This window comes from Pseudomonas sp. TWP3-1, from assembly GCF_049896625.1.
In the GTDB taxonomy this organism is placed as follows: Bacteria; Pseudomonadota; Gammaproteobacteria; order Pseudomonadales; family Pseudomonadaceae; genus Aquipseudomonas.
In genome coordinates, this window is the sequence record NZ_JAFCUQ010000022.1 from 82,395 (window position 1) to 98,649 (window position 16,255).

Below are 16,255 nucleotides of genomic sequence, written 5' to 3' on the forward strand. Positions count from 1 at the left end.
CTGATGTTTGTTATTGGAATCTCCAACCGAGACTCAGGCCACACATTACCTAATCTTTGCCGGTTATTTCTTCAAACCTGCAATGCACGGTGAAACAAACAGCTCACCGCGCCATGCGCCCTGCAGCGTGCGCTTGCCGACGATCAGCCACATTACCGCCAGCAACGTCACCAGCGCAGTACCGAAAACGCTAAAGAACGTCAGGTTCAAGGTGCTCGCCAGTTTCAGGGTCGCCAGCGAATACACGCCCAACGGAAAGGTAAAACCCCACCAGCCGAGGTTGAACGGGATGCCGTCGCGCAGGTAGCGCACGGTGATCAGCAGCGCAATCAACATCCACCACAGGCCAAAACCCCACAAAGTGATACCGGCCACCAAGCCGAGACCCGAGGCGATTTCACCGATGCCTGGCAGACCATTCGCGGCAAAGATCGCCGGTGCATCGGCACCGAACAGCAACATGCCCAGAGCGCCGGTGCCGATCGGGCCAAGTGCCAGCCAGCTCGAAGCGGCCATGTTTTCATGCGGCAGTTTGTGCAGGGCCATGCGCAGCAGCAGGATTGTCAGAATGCTGAACGCCACCGGTAGGGAAAATGCCCAAAGCACGTAGCTGGTCACCAGCACCACCAGTTGCGAATGCGCATCCGCCAAATGCGGCGCGAGCAAGCCACCGCTGGCCGCCGCGACTTCCGCCGCCACCACTGGCAGCAACCAGACCGCAGTCATCTGATCAATGCTGTGTTCCTGGCGGGTAAACATCATGTACGGAATCAACACGCCGCAGGCCAGCGACAGCGCCACGTCCAGCCACCACAGCACTTCCGCCAGTTGAATCACTCCGTCGCCCCAACGCGGTAAACCGAACAATAGAAAGCCGTTGATGATGGTCGCCAGGCCCATGGGAATGGTGCCGAAGAACATCGAAACGGTGGAGTGGCCAAAGATTCGGCGCGCCTCGTCGAAGAACAGGATCCAGCGCGCGGCGTAGGCCACGGTAAACAGGGCGAACAACAGAATGTTGAACATCCACAGACCTTCGGCGAAGGCGTGCATGCCGGGAATGGCCACCGGCAATTGCGCCAGCGCCAGGGCCAGCACCCCGGTGCCCATGGTTGCGGCGAACCAGTTCGGGGTGAATTGGCGGATCACTTCACGCGGGTGCTGAAGTTGGCTGAGCGGTTTGAGACCGGGCTTGTTGGCGTTGGGGCAAATCATCATGAACTCCTGTCCTCAAGTGAGGTTGAGTTCATGGTAGAACCGAATCGAATATCTATATAACGGGTAATTTCTCTAACTGTTATCTGTTTTACCAATAAGCAGTCAAACGCTGCCCTCGGATTCAATTACGAGGATCCGCGCCGCACCCTGCGGGTGAGCGACATGTTCAGTGCCGACCGACGCATAAAAGATGTCGCCGACCTCGAGCAGAGTTTGCTGCTCCTCGCCGTTTTCGCGATAGCGCATCTGCACTTGGCCATCAAGCACCACGAACACTTCTTCGCCGTCATTGACGTGCCATTTGTACGGCTGATCGGTCCAGTGCAGGCGCGTGGTGATGCCGTTCATGTTGGCGATATCCAGCGCGCCCCAGGCACGTTCGGCGGTGAACGACTTGCTGCGGATGATCTTCATCGAGGCGCTCCGTGGGGAAAATGGCTGGCCAAGGCTAACTGAATTCTTGGCGTTTATGGCGCGCTGCTGACTTTTACCGCTTGCGCACGCAGGCTGAGCAGCAAGGCAACGAAACCCGCCGATCTTTACCTGCGACACCCCGCCACGCCTCGACCTTGGTCGACACTGACTAACCGCCGCGCTCATGCGAGACTGTCCGCCCGGGCGGGAGTCCCGGGGAGTCTTCTGTCGGGAGTGTTGCATGTCGCTGTCCACCGGGCTGATCGCCGCCGTCGCCCTGGCCTATATGGCCATCATGTTCGCCATCGCCTTCTACGGCGACCGGCGCAGCACGCCGCTGCCGCCACGAGTGCGCGCGTGGGTGTACAGCCTGTCACTGGCGGTTTATTGCACCAGCTGGACGTTCTTCGGCGCGGTCGGTCAGGCCGCCGAACAGCTGTGGTCATTCCTGCCGATCTACCTCGGGCCGATTTTGCTGTTGCTTGGAGCACCGTGGGTGCTGCAAAAAATGGTGATGATCAGCAAGCAGGAGAACATCACCTCCATCGCCGACTTCATCGCCGCGCGTTACGGCAAATCGCAATCGCTGGCGGTGGTGGTCGCGTTGATCTGTCTGGTCGGCGTCCTGCCCTACATCGCTTTGCAACTCAAAGGCATTGTCCTCGGCGTTAACCTGCTGATCGGTGCCGGCGCCGATGCCATGGGCACCCGCGCTCAAGATACGGCGCTGATTGTGTCGCTGGTGCTGGCGCTGTTCACCATCGTCTTCGGTACGCGCAACCTCGACGCCACCGAACACCACCGGGGCATGGTGCTGGCGATTGCGTTCGAGTCGCTGGTCAAATTATTTGCGTTTCTCGCCGTGGGTGCGTTCGTCACTTACGGTTTGTACGACGGTTTCGATGACCTGTTCAGTCAGGCGAAGCTCGCGCCGCGTCTTGAGGAATACTGGAAAGAAACCATCAACTGGCCGTCGATGGTGGTGCAAACCGGCGTGGCGATGATGGCGATCATCTGCCTGCCGCGACAATTCCACGTCACGGTGGTGGAGAACATCGACCCGCAGGATTTGCGTCTGGCGAAATGGGTGTTTCCGGCGTACCTGGCTTTGGCCGCGCTGTTTGTAGTCCCGATCGCTCTGGCCGGTCAGATGCTGCTGCCAAGCTCGGTGCTGCCGGACTCCTTCGTGATCAGTCTGCCGCTGGCCCAGGCGCATCCGGCGCTGGCGATGCTCGCATTTATCGGTGGTGCCTCGGCGGCGACCGGCATGGTCATTGTGGCCAGCGTGGCGCTGTCGACCATGGTTTCCAACGACATGCTGTTGCCGTGGCTACTGCGCCGGAACAACGCCGAGCGCCCGTTTGAAGTGTTCCGCCAGTGGATGCTGTCGGTGCGGCGCGTGAGCATCGTGGTGATTCTGCTGCTGGCTTACGTCAGTTACCGCTTGCTCGGCTCCACTGCAAGTCTGGCAACCATCGGCCAGATTGCCTTCGCGGCGGTCACGCAACTGGCGCCAGCGATGCTCGGCGCGCTGTACTGGAAACAGGCCAATCGGCGCGGCGTGTTTGCCGGGCTCGCGGCGGGCACATTCCTCTGGTTTTACACGCTGGTTCTGCCGATTGCCGCGCGCAGTCTTGGCTTGCCGCTGGAAAGTTTCCCCGGCCTCGCATGGCTGCACAGCAACCCGTTGAACCTGCCGATCACCCCGCTGACACAAGGCGTGGTGCTGTCCCTGGCCGGCAACTTCACCTTGTTCGCCTGGGTTTCCGTGCTGTCGCGCACGCGGGTGTCGGAGCACTGGCAGGCCGGTCGATTTATCGGCCAGGAAATCAGTGCCCGGCCAAGCGCGCGTTCGATGCTCGCGGTGCAGATCGACGATTTGCTGCAACTGGCAGCACGCTTTGTCGGTGAAGAACGCGCGCGGCAGAGCTTCATCCGTTTCGCTTACCGCCAGGGCAAGGGCTTCAACCCGAACCAGAACGCCGACGACGAATGGATCGCGCACACCGAACGTTTGCTGGCCGGTGTCCTCGGCGCTTCTTCGACGCGAGCGGTAGTAAAAGCCGCCATCGAAGGTCGGGAAATGCAGCTGGAGGACGTAGTCAGGATCGCCGACGAAGCCTCGGAAGTGCTGCAGTTCAACCGCGCGTTGCTGCAAGGCGCCATCGAGAATATTACCCAAGGCATCAGCGTGGTCGACCAGTCGCTGAAGCTGGTGGCGTGGAACCGGCGTTATCTGGAGCTGTTCAACTATCCGGACGGTTTGATCAGTGTTGGCCGACCGATTGCCGACATCATTCGCTACAACGCCGAACGCGGTTTGTGCGGCCCCGGCGAAGCGGAAGTGCACGTCGCGCGACGTCTGCACTGGATGCGTCAGGGCCGTGCGCACACCTCGGAACGTCTGTTCCCCAACGGCCGGGTGATCGAGCTGATCGGCAACCCGATGCCCGGCGGCGGTTTCGTCATGAGTTTCACCGACATCACCGCGTTCCGCGAAGCCGAACAGGCGCTGACCGAGGCCAATGAAGGGCTTGAACAACGGGTGAGCGAACGCACGCAGGAGCTGTCGCAACTCAACGTCGCGCTGACCGAAGCCAAGGGTACCGCCGAAGCGGCCAACCAGTCGAAAACCCGGTTTCTGGCGGCGGTCAGCCATGACTTGATGCAGCCGCTGAATGCCGCGCGATTGTTCTCAGCCGCCCTTTCGCATCAGGACGACGACTTGAGCAGCGAGGCGCAGAAACTGGTGCGCCATCTGGATAGCTCGCTGCGTTCGGCGGAGGATCTGATCAGCGATCTGCTGGATATTTCGCGCCTGGAAAACGGCAGGATCAACCCGGATCGCAAGCCGTTCGCGATCAACGAGTTGTTCGACATTCTCGGTGCCGAATTCAAGGCGCTGGCGCAGGAACAGGGCTTGAGCTTCCGCGTACGCGGCAGCCAGTTGCGCATCGACAGCGACATCAAGCTGCTGCGGCGCATCTTGCAGAACTTCCTGACCAACGCTTTCCGCTACGCCAAAGGCCCGATTTTGCTGGGTGTGCGCCGGCGCAACGGTGAAATCTGCCTGGAGGTATGGGATCGCGGGCCGGGGATTCCGGAAGATAAACAGCAAGTGATTTTCGAAGAGTTCAAACGCCTCGACAGCCATCAGACTCGCGCCGAAAAGGGGCTGGGGCTGGGGCTGGCGATTGCCGACGGCTTGTGCCGGGTGCTCGGCCATACATTGCGCGTGCGCTCATGGCCGGGGCGCGGCAGCGTGTTCAGCGTGCGCGTGCCGCTGGCCCGCACGCAGATTGCGCAGCCGAGCGTTGCGCTCGAGATCAACGGCAAGTTGCACAGCGGCGCGCGGGTGCTGTGCATCGACAATGAAGACAGCATTCTGATCGGTATGAACAGCCTGCTGACGCGCTGGGGCTGTCAGGTGTGGACGGCGCGCAATCGCGAAGAATGCGCGGCGCTGCTGGCCGATGGCGTGCGCCCGCAACTGGCGCTGGTGGACTATCACCTTGATCACGGGGAGACCGGCACTGAGCTGATGGCGTGGCTGCGCACTACTCTCGGTGAGCCGGTGCCGGGGGTGGTGATCAGCGCTGACGGTCATCCGGAAACCGTGGCGCGGGTGCATGCGGCGGGGCTGGATTATTTGCCCAAACCGGTGAAACCGGCGGCGTTGCGGGCGTTGTTGAGTCGGTATTTGCCGCTATAGAGAGAATTGGCTAAGCCCCGCAGTGAGGCTAGTGACGCCATCGCGGGCAAGCCCGCTCCCACAGGGTTTTCAGTGATCACAGATTTTGTGACCGACAGATAACCTGTGGGAGCTGGCTTGCCAGCGATGCTTTTGAGTTTATTCAGGCAACTCGACCAACCCATCAACATCAGTCATCGCCCGCTCCAGCAGATCCGCCGGCAGACTTTTACTCGCCCGCGCACCCAACAATTTCAGCTGTTCGCTGCGACTGACCAGATTGCCGCGCCCTTCGGTGAGCTTGTTGCGCGCCGAACTGTAGGCTTTATCGAGTTGCTGCAAGCGATTGCCGACCTCGTCCAGATCCTGGATAAACAGTACGAACTTGTCGTACAGCCAACCGGCGCGCTCGGCAATTTCGCGGGCGTTCTGGCTCTGGCGTTCCTGTTTCCACAGGCTGTCGATCACGCGCAAGGTTGCGAGCAATGTGGTCGGGCTGACGATCACGATATTGCGATCAAAGGCTTCCTGAAACAGCGTCGGCTCAGCCTGCAACGCGGCAGAAAACGCCGCTTCGATCGGTACGAACAGCAAGACGAAATCGAGACTGTGCAACCCGTCGAGACGTTTGTAATCCTTGCCGGCCAGGCCTTTGACGTGATTGCGCAGCGACACGACGTGCTGCTTGATGGCGATCTGGCCGATGGCGTCGTCGTCCGCTGCGACGTATTGCTGATACGCGGTGAGGCTGACCTTGGAGTCGACCACCACTTGCTTGTCGCCCGGCAGATAGATAATCACGTCCGGCTGAAAGCGCTCGCCGTCCGGACCTTTGAGATTGACCTGAGTCTGATACTCGCGGCCCTTCTCCAGGCCGGCATGCTCAAGTACGCGCTCGAGAATCAGCTCGCCCCAGTTGCCTTGGGTTTTCTGGCCTTTGAGGGCGCGGGTCAGGTTGGTGGCTTCGTCGCTCAGGCGTAGGTTGAGCTGTTGCAGACGCTCAAGCTCCTTGGCCAGCGAGAAACGCTCGCGAGCTTCTGCCTGATAACTTTCTTCGACGCGTTTCTCGAAGGACTGGATGCGTTCTTTGAGCGGATCGAGCAACTGGCCGAGGCTCTTCTGGCTGGTTTCGGCGAAACGCTGTTCGCGCTCATCGAAGATCTTGCCGGCCAGCTCTGCGAACTGTGCGCGCAGCTCATCACGCGAGCCTTGCAGGTCGTCGAGGCGTTGCTGGTGGCTTTCCTGCTGCTCGCGCAACTCGGCGTTCAGCGAAGCGGCCTGGGCGTCGAGACGGCGCAGTTCGGCTTCTTTGTTGGCGCGCTCCAGATTCCACGCGTGCGATGCATCACGGGCGTCGTCGCGTTCGATTTGCAGCAACTCGACTTCGCGGCGCACCGCGGCGAGATCAGCTTGTTTGGCGGCGTTGGCCTGAGCGAGGTCGGCGATTTCATCGCGACTGGCTTCAAGCTGCGCGTTGAGTCCGTCCTGAGCCATTTGCGCCATGGCCAGTCGCTCTTCGAGCAGCGCGACATCAGCCTGACTGGTGCTGGCGCGGCGTTGCAGTTGCCAGGCTAGCGCAAGTAGCGGCAGCGCTGCGCCCGCCAGACCGAGCAGGATGCTGGTCAAGTCCATCGCCATAGTCATTCTCGCCGATCAAATAAAGCCTGAAGGTTAACCAAGGCGTCAGGTCTTGGACAGCTCAGTCTGCGATCAGACCGAGTTCCTGTTGTGCGCGACGGTCACCAGCGCGGGCGGCCTGGCGCAGCAGGTCCTGGCCAATCCGGCGATCGCGGGCGTTGCCGCACTCACGGCACATCAATTGACCCAGACGGCTTTGCGCAACCACCACGCCGTCGCGCGCAGGCTGTTTGAGCAGGCGGCCGGCGAGGTGCTTGGCATTCTGATTGTCACTCAGGCACGGGCTGTCCAACAGCCATTCGGCCACGCGAACGGAAAATCGCTTGGGAGCGGTAACACGCGGGGTCTGTGAGGTAACAGCTTCTGGCGTTGAGCGAAACTTCATAAAGCACTGTAGGGCAGATCGGAAGGCGCGCCACTCTACTCTTTTTTTCGCACAGGTAAAGTCGAAAAAACCCGGCACGCCCGTGCTAGAGCAAGCGCTCGGGACAATCCACAGAAGCTGTGGATAAGTCAGTGGACAACCCGCTTTGAACTCCCGCAAAGCCTTGTGGAATGGGCCTCGCAGTCAAACTGACGATTTTTTCACCAGTTAAAAAAACCGATGTTTTTCATTGACTTAAACTTTCGGTGCAGGCAGCTACCTGAGTCAGGATTGATATGACAGCGCCGTTACCGCGTGCGCAACTAATGTGCACAAGTACCTGTTCCGCGGTTATATGGATGCACGTTTTTGAGCACTCACTAGCAACGCACGCCAACTCAGTCAATCTATTTTCATATTGTGGGTTGCTCTCTTCGAAGGGTTCCATTACTATCCGCGGCGTTAGTACCAAGCTGAAAGTCAATTCCGGTCGAACAACTCCTCGCGGTCAACCTTCTCAACAGAAGCCTTCACCGACAAAACAGGATCGACCCCTCGATGGTTTCCAGGTAAATCTTGCGCCGACACAGCCTTTGAAATGAATGCAAAGGGTGTTGCGAAGAACATTTACTCTGACCGAACCAACCTGCAAATTGATCAGGATCTTCACCCCGGGCCCAGAACCTTTGCCCTTGATGTGTTGCCTGCCCTCCTAAGTACCTACCTGCCAGCCCAAGCGCGCCAATTTATCAGCGCTTCAAACTGGCTGCTTTGTTCCAGTCGGGTTCTTCGTTCGACCAATGGTGGTCAACGTCACTGGAACGTTTTAACGCTGCACGGTTCTTATCCGTGTCATTTGTAGGAACACCTAATAACTATGTCGACTCAAATCCATACTCAGGATGCCATTCGCACCCTAACCAACGCTTTTGCTCCAATGAACTGCCTGATCATGGCCGCTCGCAAAGGCTGCTTCAGCTTCACCCTGGTCAATGAACACGGGATCGCCCGCCACAGCGAGCGTCTGTATCCCGACCAGTACTCCAGCGCCGAACCGCTGCAGGCTATCATTGACCGTACTCGCCAGGCACTGGTTGCCTGAGACGACGAAACGGCTGAAAAAGCAAAGCCTCGCTTAAAACGCGGGGCTTTTTATTGCCTGATATTTCACTTTTCGCAGTTTCGGGCTAAGCACCAACCGATATAACGGTTATAACTGCTCGCCGGAAATATTGTAAAAACAGGCCTTTACGTCGCGAATATGACACTACACTTCAACTCAAGCGGCGTAATCCGCTTCCGGCGAGCCTGACTCGATCCACCGCTGCCAAGCCCCACCTCAGGCATCGCCGCCCACTTCGTGTTTCGAGGGTTTTATGGGTATCGCTGCCAGCGAACTGTGCCGTTATGTGATTCGTCCTACGCTGATTTATCTGGGACGCCACTGCGCAACTGCCGAAGCCCTGCTGCTGGGTATCGCTGCCAGTCAGTCTGCCCTTGGTTCTGCTCTGCATGACCGCCGTGGCCACGGCCTGTACCGAATTGCCGAACACCGGCATCAGGCGCTGTGGGATCACTACCTGGCGCTGGATCCGGAGCGCGCCAGCCTGGTGCGCGGCCTCGCCAGCCAGCATGCGTTTCTCAGCGGCCCGCATCTGGAACTGACCGTCAATCTGCGTTACGCCACTGCCATTGCCTGGCTGCTGGTAGAAGAACAGAACCCCACCCTCCCCGACTCCGACGATCTGCTGGGCATGGCGCGCATCTGGCGCCAGACTTTTCAGCCGCAAGGTCGCCTGCGCGATTTCACCTCTGCCTGGCAAACCTGTGTTTCATCCATGAATCAGGTCGCTTGCTGACTCACCAGTTTCGCAAGATCCTGCAACAGGTCGCGAATTTGGTCGGATTGTCCTACAAAACCGCTCTAACTCAAGCCATACGGACTATAGCGCTGCGGCGAAAATCTTGGTAATTTCCGCCCCGGTGATCACCAGGAGTTCTAATAATGAAAAAAGTAATGCTCAAAACCACCCTTAGCCTTGCCGTTACCGTGGCATCCACGCAGATTTTCGCCGCTGGCTTTGCCATCAACGAACACAGCATCAGCGGGATGGGGACTGGGTACGCCGGGCGATCTTCTTCTGCCGACGACGCAAGTACTGTTTATGGCAACCCTGCCGGCATGTCGCGCATCAAGCGCGAACAAGTGACTGGCGGTGTTGCGTTCCTCGACGCTTCGACCGATATCAGCGACGGTAGCTCCAGCCCGAATGGCGGGAGCAACAAAGGCGATATGGTGCCCTTCACCTCCGTACCTATGGGCTACTACGTCAAGCCGATCGATGATCACTGGGCATTCGGTTTTGGCGTATACGTCCCGTTTGGTCTGATTACCGATTACGAAAACGGCTTCGCCGGCCGCTACTTCGGCAGCAAGTCCGAAGTACAAGTCATCACCATGCAGCCGACGATCAGCTACGCCTTCAACGACAAGGTGTCGATCGGTTTCGGTCCGACCATCAACCGCATCGATGGTGCGCTGGAATCCAACCTCTCGATCACCCAGACCCTGCCGGACGGCAAAGTCAAGATCAAGGGTGACGACACCGCTCTGGGCTACAACATCGGCGTGCTGGTACAAGCTACCGACAGCACTCGCGTGGGTCTGACTTATCATTCGAAAGTCGACTACAAACTCGAAGGCAACACCAAGGTCAACTACGGTGCCTTGGCCTTGGCCGGACTCAGCTCCAGCCAGAAATACGACGCTTCGCTGAAGATCACCACGCCTGAATCGGTGGATCTGTCGGTTACCCAGGCGATCAACGATCAGTGGAACGTTTATGCCGGTACGACTTTCACCCGCTGGAGCCAGCTGAAGGAAATCACCGTCAAGAACTCCGGCGTGCAACCTGCACTGGCTGGCCAGTTCGGCGAAATCACCGAAGACCAGAACTGGCACGACTCCTGGGCTTACGCCATCGGTACTTCGTATCAGTTGAACAAGGAATGGGTACTGCGCACCGGTCTGACCTTCGACCAGTCGCCGACCAACAACGTCGACCGTTCGCCGCGTATTCCTACCGGCGACCGCACGATTTTCAGCCTCGGTGCCGGCTGGAGCCCGACCGAAGACCTGACCATCGACGTCGCGTATTCGTACCTGAAGGAAGAGAAGGTCAACATCCGCAACGAGAACGCACGCGGCCAGACTTACAATTCCCAGTATGAAAACTCGGCAAACGGCTTCGGTGTCGGCGCAACTTACCGCTTCTGATGCTGTACGGCGAGGCTGACCCCTCGCCCACCAAAAAGCCCCGCGCTCCTTACAGAGGCGGGGCTTTTTCGTGGGCGTCGATCAGGGTTTCAACGGTTTCGAGGCGATGGCTTTCTCGATGGCGGCGATGAATTCCGGATCATCCGGTTTGGTCAGGCTGGAGAAGTTGGCAATGACCTTGCCCTGACGATCAATCACGTACTTGTAGAAATTCCACTTCGGCGCGCTGCTCTGCGCGGCCAGCACCTGGAACATATGCGTGGCGTCGTCACCACGGACTTTCTGCGGCTCGGTCATGTTGAACGTTACGCCATAGTTGGCGTAACAAACCTTGGCGGTCTCTGCGCTGTCCTTGGACTCTTGCTTGAAGTCATTCGAGGGGACGCCGAGCATTTCCAGACCTTGCGCCTTGTAGCGCTGATTCAGCGCCTCCAGACCTTCGAACTGCGGGGCGAAACCGCAGAAGCTGGCAGTGTTGATCACCACCAGCGGCTTGTCGGCGTATTGTCGGCACAGATCAATCGATTCCTTGGCGCGCAACTTGGGCAGCGAACCCTGCAGCACCTCCGGGCAGTCCGCCTGGGCAAGTCCGGTCAACGCCATCAGCAACGCAGGAACAGCACACCAGCGCTTTTGCATGTCGGGCATCCTTCTAAGTCGTCAGACTTCGAAGTTACTCGCGCTCGCCGCCTGCTAGCAAGCGGCTTTCTAGCAAATGCTCATGCCCAGTTGCATCAGCGCCAGTCCACCCTGATGCCAGCCCCACCACACCAGCGCGAGCAATGCGGCGCCGAGTGCAGTAACGAGGATCTGCGGCCAGTAACGATTCATGCAGCGTTCGCCCGGGTTCGCAGGCGCGCCACCGGACGCTCGCGCACCGGCCAGTTCAGCGCGGCCGCCAACAGGCTCAAGAGAATCGCCACTTGCCAGATCAAGTCATAACTCCCGGTTCGGTCATACACCACCCCGCCCAGCCAGCCGCCGAGGAACGAGCCGAGCTGATGGAACAGGAACACGATGCCACCGAGCATGGACAGGTTGCGCACGCCAAACAAGGTCGCCACGGTACCGTTGGTCAGCGGCACGGTCGACAGCCAGAGGAAGCCCATAGCCATGCCGAACGCATACGCCGTGATCGTCGTCACCGGCAACCAAAGGAACAAGCCGATCACCACCGCCCGCAGCAAGTACAACCCGGTGAGCAGACGCGGCTTGGACATACGCCCGCCGAGCCAGCCGGCGGTGTAGGTGCCGAAGATGTTGAACAGTCCGATCAACGCCAACACCGTGGTGCCGACCGTCGCCGGCAAATGCTGATCGACCAGATATGCCGGCAAATGCACACCAATGAACACCACTTGAAAACCGCAGACAAAAAAACCGAACGCCAGCAGCCAGAAACCGGAGTGCGAGCAGGCTTCACGCAACGCTTCAGACAAGGTTTGTTCGTGGCCGAGCACCGGGAGCGGCTTGTCCTTGAGCATGCTCACCAACGGCACGATCAGCGCCACCAGCAAGCCCAGCACCAGCAATGCCGCCGACCAGCCGAGCCAGCTGATCAGCCCGAGCGTGCCGGGCAGCATGGCGAACTGGCCGAAGGAGCCGGCGGCACTGGCGATACCCATGCCCATGCTGCGTTTCTCTGGCGGCACGGCGCGACCAACCACACCAAGAATCACCGAGAACGAAGTCCCGGACAGGCCGAGGCCGATCAACAACCCGGCACTCAGCGACAGCGTCACCGCCGAATCAGACAAGCCCATGAAGACCAGTCCGAGGGCGTAGAGCACGCCGCCGACCAGCACCACTTTTGCCGCACCAAAACGGTCGGCGAGTGCCCCGGTGAACGGCTGCGCCAGACCCCAAATCAAATTCTGCAGGGCGATGGCGAAGGCAAACACACCGCGCCCCCAGCCGAACTCGGCGCTCATCGGCGACAGAAACAGACCGAAACCATGGCGCACGCCCAATGACAACGCCAGAATCAGCGCACTCCCGAGCAACACCCAACCGCACGTACGCCACATTGAACTCATTATTATTCTCCAGTCACGGGTATATACCCGCTTAAGGTCGGCAAAACCGGCGTTACGCCAGTTCGTCCAGCAGTCTCAGCAAGGTTTCACGCTTCTCGGCGCCCAGTTTATCGATCAATCGCTGCTGCGCCGCTTCCCAGGCCGGCAGGGCCGCTGCCAAGCGATGTGCACCGATTTCGGTGAGCTTGACGATGCGGTTACGCATGTCTTCGCCCTCGGCCAGCGCTACCAGGCCCTCGCCTTCCAGCACCCGCAGATTGCGCCCGAGGGTGCTGCGATCCAGGCCCATCGCTTCGGCCAGCTCGGAGATGCTCGGTTGGTCCAGCCGCTGCAAGTTGCACAACAGAGAATACTGGGCAACGTTGATCCCGAAGCCGTCGAGAGCGCCGTCGTAATGCCTGCTGACGCCACGAGCGGCGCGACGCAGGTTGGTGCACAAACACTGAGAAGGAAGCATGATGCGTGTATATACCCGCGAGTCTGTTAAATCAAGTTACACATCAAAATAATGCCAGTCCGACGAGGACTGCCATCTCGAGCAATTCCAACAGAGCGCCAGCGGTATCACCGGTGGTTCCGCCCAAGCGCCGCACCATCAGGTGCCGCAACCAGACAAACCCTGCGAGCGCCACCAGCAACGCAATAAATCCGCTGAATCCAGCCAGCAACACGCAACCCAACGCACTTGCCGCAAGCACCCGCCAACCCGACTTGCGCGGCAGATGATCCGCCAGCGCCTGCCCCAACCCGCCAGAGCGCACGTACGGCGTGGTCAGGAATAATCCGAGCAACGCTGCGCGCCCGATCAGCGGCACGATGATCAAAGCCATACCTTGCTGCTGCTCGATCAACGCCAGCAACGCCGTGAACTTGAGCAGCAACACCAACACTAGCGTCACCACCGCAATCGGCCCGCTGCGCGGATCTTTCATGATCAGCAGCGTGCGTTCGCGATCACCAAACCCACCGAGCCAGGCATCGGCGCTGTCCGCCAGTCCATCGAGATGCAATGCGCCGCTGAGCAGCACCCACACCGTCAGCAACAATGCCGCATGCAGCAGGATTGGTGCGCCGGCCAACGCGATGTTCAGCGCCCACAGAATCAGCCCGAACAGCAATCCCACCAGCGGATAAAACAGCAAAGAACGACCGAGTGCCTCGGGAGCCGGCATCCCCGGCAGACGCACCGGCAGGCTGCTGAGAAATTGCAGGGCGATCCACAGCGGCAACATGTCAGCAGACTTCCTTGAGCACGCCGTCAGCCGCGACGTTCAGCGAAAACAGACTTGCGTGAGCGACCTCGACGTTGAGCAATTGCTCGCGCGGCAACCCACGCGCGCCCGCCAGCAACAAACGCATCACGCCGCCATGACTGATCAGCAAAACGCGTTCGCCGGCATAGGCTGCATGCAACCGCTCGACTGCTGCCAGAACCCGTCTGGAAAACTCAATCACCGGCTCACCCTGCGGCGGCGTAAACCCATACGGGTCAGCCCAGAACAAACCCAGCGCCTCGGCATCGGTCTCCATCAACGCCGCCGCGCTCCGGCCTTCCCAAGCGCCGAAGTGCAGTTCTTGCAGATCCTTGTCCAGCGTCACCGGCAGATCCAGTTGCGCGCCGAGCTCCTCAGCGAATCGCGCACAACGCTGCAATGGCGAACTGACCAATCGATCCCACGGCCCCTGCCCGACCACCGCCGCACGCATCTGCGCCCAGCCTTTTTCGGTCAAAGCGTCGTCAAGACTTCCGCGCAGGCCGCCGCCGAGTTCGGTTTCACCGTGGCGCAGTAGGTCCAGACGCAAAGTCATGCCGGACGATCCGCCACTGCCGCTTCAGCGAAGGTCGCCATCTGTCCGTGCAGATCACACGCCAGACGCAGCAACGGCACCGCCAGCGCCGCACCGCTGCCCTCGCCCAGACGCAGACCGAGTTCCAGCAGCGGCTCGGCACTCAGCGTTTCCAGCACATGGCGATGACCCGGCTCGGCACCGCGATGGCCGAACAGCAGCCACTCGCGGCAGGCCGGATTCAGGCGCACCGCCACCAGCGCGGCGACCGTGCAGATAAAGCCGTCAACCAACACCGCAACGCCTTCCTGGGCACACGCCAGATAAGCGCCGACCAGCGCCGCGATTTCGAAACCGCCGAGGTTGAACAGGGTTTGCAAAGCATCGCCACGTTGCGCGGCATGCAGCGCCAGTGCGCGCTCGATCACTTGCATCTTGTGGCTGACGCCTTCGGCATTCAGCCCGGTGCCGGGGCCGGTCAGGTGAATCACCGGGCAGTCGAGCAACGCGCAGGCCAGCGCACTGGCGGCAGTGGTGTTGCCGATGCCCATTTCGCCGCCGATAAACAATTGCGCGCCGGCCGCTTTCGCACGCAGCACGCTGTCACGCCCGGCCTGCAACGCCAGCTCACCCTGCGCCGCAGTCATGGCCGAGCCGTGGGCGAAATTCGCCGTGCCCGGGCCGATATTCAAGTGACGCACACCCGGCAGATTCAGCGACGGCGTGACCGTACCGAGATCCACCACTTCAAGTTGCGCGCCAAGTTGCCGCGCCAGCACGCTGATCGCCGCGCCGCCGCTGACAAAATTCAGCAGCATCTGCCCGGTGACTTCCTGCGGAAACGCCGACACGCCTTCAGCGACCACGCCGTGATCGCCCGCGAAAATCGCGATCCACACCTGATCCAGACGCGGCTTGACCTGCCCCTGCAACCCGGCCAGTTGCACCGCCACAGATTCCAGACGCCCGAGCGAGCCAGCGGGTTTGGTCAGTTGCTGCTGACGCGCCGCCGCTTGTGCAACGGCATCGGCATCCAGCGCTTGGCACGGGTTCAGCCACCAGGTTTGGGTCATAACGCAGGTCCTTTCAAAGTCAGGGGCAGGCCGGCGACGGTCAGGACGACTCGCTGACAACGCTCGGCCAAAGCTTGATGCAGCCAACCGGCTTCATCGACATAGCGGCGAGTCAATTCGCCCAGCGGCACGACACCCATTCCGGTCTCGTTGCTGACAAAAATGATTTGCCCCGGCAGGGATCCCAGGCAATCGAGCAAGGCTTCGCGTTCGGCGGCGAGGCGCTCGGCATCGTCGAGCATCAGCAGGTTGGTCAGCCACAACGTCAGGCAATCGACCAGCAGGCACCGCTCGGCGCTGGCGCTTTCGTGCAGGACGCGGGCCAGTTCCAGCGGTTCTTCGATCAACGCCCATTCGGCGGGACGACGCGCGCGATGATGGGCCACGCGTTCGCTCATTTCACCGTCGAGCGGTTGGCTGGTGGCGATATAGGTCACGGCCAACGCGCTGTCGCTGGCGAGTTTTTCTGCCAGACGACTTTTGCCGGAGCGGGCGCCGCCGAGGATCAGTTGGAGCATGAAGGCATCCTGAAAATTGTATGTTGTGGCGACTGGCCCCATCGCGGGCAAGCCCGCTCCCACAGGGGTTGCGGTGGATCAAGCAACTCACAAACCTGTGGGAGCGGGCTTGCCCGCGATGGGCATTGGTATCTACACATCTAAGTTCTTCGGCTGGCCATCCAGCCGATGGCTTCTTTAGCAAAAGCCGCCAGCTCCTCTGGGGTGTGTTGCTCCAACGTCTCACACATGGCCAAAA

General features: G+C 60.1%; 16 protein-coding genes. 4 read left to right on the plus strand and 12 right to left on the minus strand.

The features are described 5' to 3' along the window. Positions 1-63: 63 nt before the first annotated feature. Positions 64-1,215, minus strand: a complete 1,152-nt coding sequence (locus ACP7BN_RS24375; protein ID WP_426206407.1) for a TDT family transporter — start codon at positions 1,213-1,215, stop codon at positions 64-66. A gap of 105 nt (positions 1,216-1,320) precedes the next feature. After that, the gene (locus ACP7BN_RS24380; protein ID WP_420648083.1) at positions 1,321-1,632 is read right to left on the minus strand and encodes a cupin domain-containing protein; all 312 of its coding nucleotides are present in this window, start codon (positions 1,630-1,632) and stop codon (positions 1,321-1,323) included. A gap of 241 nt (positions 1,633-1,873) precedes the next feature. Between ACP7BN_RS24380 and ACP7BN_RS24385 the strand changes: the two genes are divergently transcribed. Further along, entirely contained in the window at positions 1,874-5,344 is a 3,471-nt protein-coding gene (locus ACP7BN_RS24385; RefSeq protein WP_426206408.1) for a hybrid sensor histidine kinase/response regulator, read from the plus strand. A gap of 138 nt (positions 5,345-5,482) precedes the next feature. Here the strand turns inward: ACP7BN_RS24385 and rmuC are convergent, their stop codons facing one another. Both rmuC and ACP7BN_RS24395 read right to left on the minus strand, forming a co-directional pair. Further along, positions 5,483-6,847, minus strand: coding sequence for a DNA recombination protein RmuC (gene rmuC, locus ACP7BN_RS24390; RefSeq protein ID WP_420648098.1), 1,365 nt, complete (start codon positions 6,845-6,847; stop codon positions 5,483-5,485). 175 nt (positions 6,848-7,022) lie between these two features. Beyond that, a complete protein-coding gene (locus ACP7BN_RS24395) occupies positions 7,023-7,346 on the minus strand; it encodes a sel1 repeat family protein (protein ID WP_426206409.1) in 324 nt (107 codons plus the stop codon). An 856-nt stretch (positions 7,347-8,202) separates the two neighbouring features. On the opposite strand from ACP7BN_RS24395, the gene ACP7BN_RS24400 reads away from it, so the two are divergent. From ACP7BN_RS24400 to ACP7BN_RS24410, 3 genes are all read left to right on the plus strand, one after another. After that, on the plus strand, positions 8,203-8,427 hold the full coding sequence (locus ACP7BN_RS24400) for a hypothetical protein (RefSeq protein ID WP_420648078.1): 225 nt from the start codon (positions 8,203-8,205) through the stop codon (positions 8,425-8,427). Between the two features lie 274 nt (positions 8,428-8,701). After that, positions 8,702-9,184: a hypothetical protein gene (locus ACP7BN_RS24405; protein ID WP_426206410.1), complete on the plus strand. Its 483-nt coding sequence runs from the start codon at positions 8,702-8,704 to the stop codon at positions 9,182-9,184. Between the two features lie 146 nt (positions 9,185-9,330). Next, a complete protein-coding gene (locus tag ACP7BN_RS24410) occupies positions 9,331-10,602 on the plus strand; it encodes an OmpP1/FadL family transporter (RefSeq protein ID WP_426206411.1) in 1,272 nt (423 codons plus the stop codon). An 81-nt stretch (positions 10,603-10,683) separates the two neighbouring features. Here the strand turns inward: ACP7BN_RS24410 and ACP7BN_RS24415 are convergent, their stop codons facing one another. From ACP7BN_RS24415 to cobU, 8 genes are all read right to left on the minus strand, one after another. Beyond that, positions 10,684-11,241 carry a glutathione peroxidase gene (locus tag ACP7BN_RS24415; protein WP_426206412.1) on the minus strand — a complete coding sequence of 186 codons (558 nt, stop codon included), beginning with the start codon at positions 11,239-11,241 and terminating at the stop codon, positions 10,684-10,686. Positions 11,242-11,310: 69 nt separating this feature from the next. Continuing rightward, positions 11,311-11,433, minus strand: coding sequence for a hypothetical protein (locus ACP7BN_RS24420; RefSeq protein ID WP_420648074.1), 123 nt, complete (start codon positions 11,431-11,433; stop codon positions 11,311-11,313). Continuing rightward, entirely contained in the window at positions 11,430-12,638 is a 1,209-nt protein-coding gene (locus ACP7BN_RS24425; RefSeq protein WP_426206413.1) for an MFS transporter, read from the minus strand. The genes ACP7BN_RS24420 and ACP7BN_RS24425 overlap by 4 nt, the downstream gene beginning before the upstream one ends. Before the next feature lie 52 nt (positions 12,639-12,690). After that, complete coding sequence (locus tag ACP7BN_RS24430; RefSeq protein WP_420648072.1) at positions 12,691-13,095, minus strand: MarR family winged helix-turn-helix transcriptional regulator; 405 nt, start codon at positions 13,093-13,095, stop codon at positions 12,691-12,693. Positions 13,096-13,138: 43 nt separating this feature from the next. Then, a complete protein-coding gene (locus tag ACP7BN_RS24435; RefSeq protein ID WP_426206414.1) occupies positions 13,139-13,870 on the minus strand; it encodes an adenosylcobinamide-GDP ribazoletransferase in 732 nt (243 codons plus the stop codon). Position 13,871: 1 nt separating this feature from the next. Then, the gene (gene cobC / locus ACP7BN_RS24440) at positions 13,872-14,447 is read right to left on the minus strand and encodes an alpha-ribazole phosphatase family protein (RefSeq protein WP_426206415.1); all 576 of its coding nucleotides are present in this window, start codon (positions 14,445-14,447) and stop codon (positions 13,872-13,874) included. Beyond that, a complete protein-coding gene (gene cobT, locus ACP7BN_RS24445) occupies positions 14,444-15,499 on the minus strand; it encodes a nicotinate-nucleotide--dimethylbenzimidazole phosphoribosyltransferase (RefSeq protein WP_426206416.1) in 1,056 nt (351 codons plus the stop codon). The genes cobC and cobT overlap by 4 nt, the downstream gene beginning before the upstream one ends. Continuing rightward, on the minus strand, positions 15,496-16,017 hold the full coding sequence (gene cobU / locus ACP7BN_RS24450) for a bifunctional adenosylcobinamide kinase/adenosylcobinamide-phosphate guanylyltransferase (protein WP_426206417.1): 522 nt from the start codon (positions 16,015-16,017) through the stop codon (positions 15,496-15,498). Before cobU ends, cobT begins: the two co-directional genes overlap by 4 nt. Between the last annotated feature and the right edge of the window lie 238 nt (positions 16,018-16,255).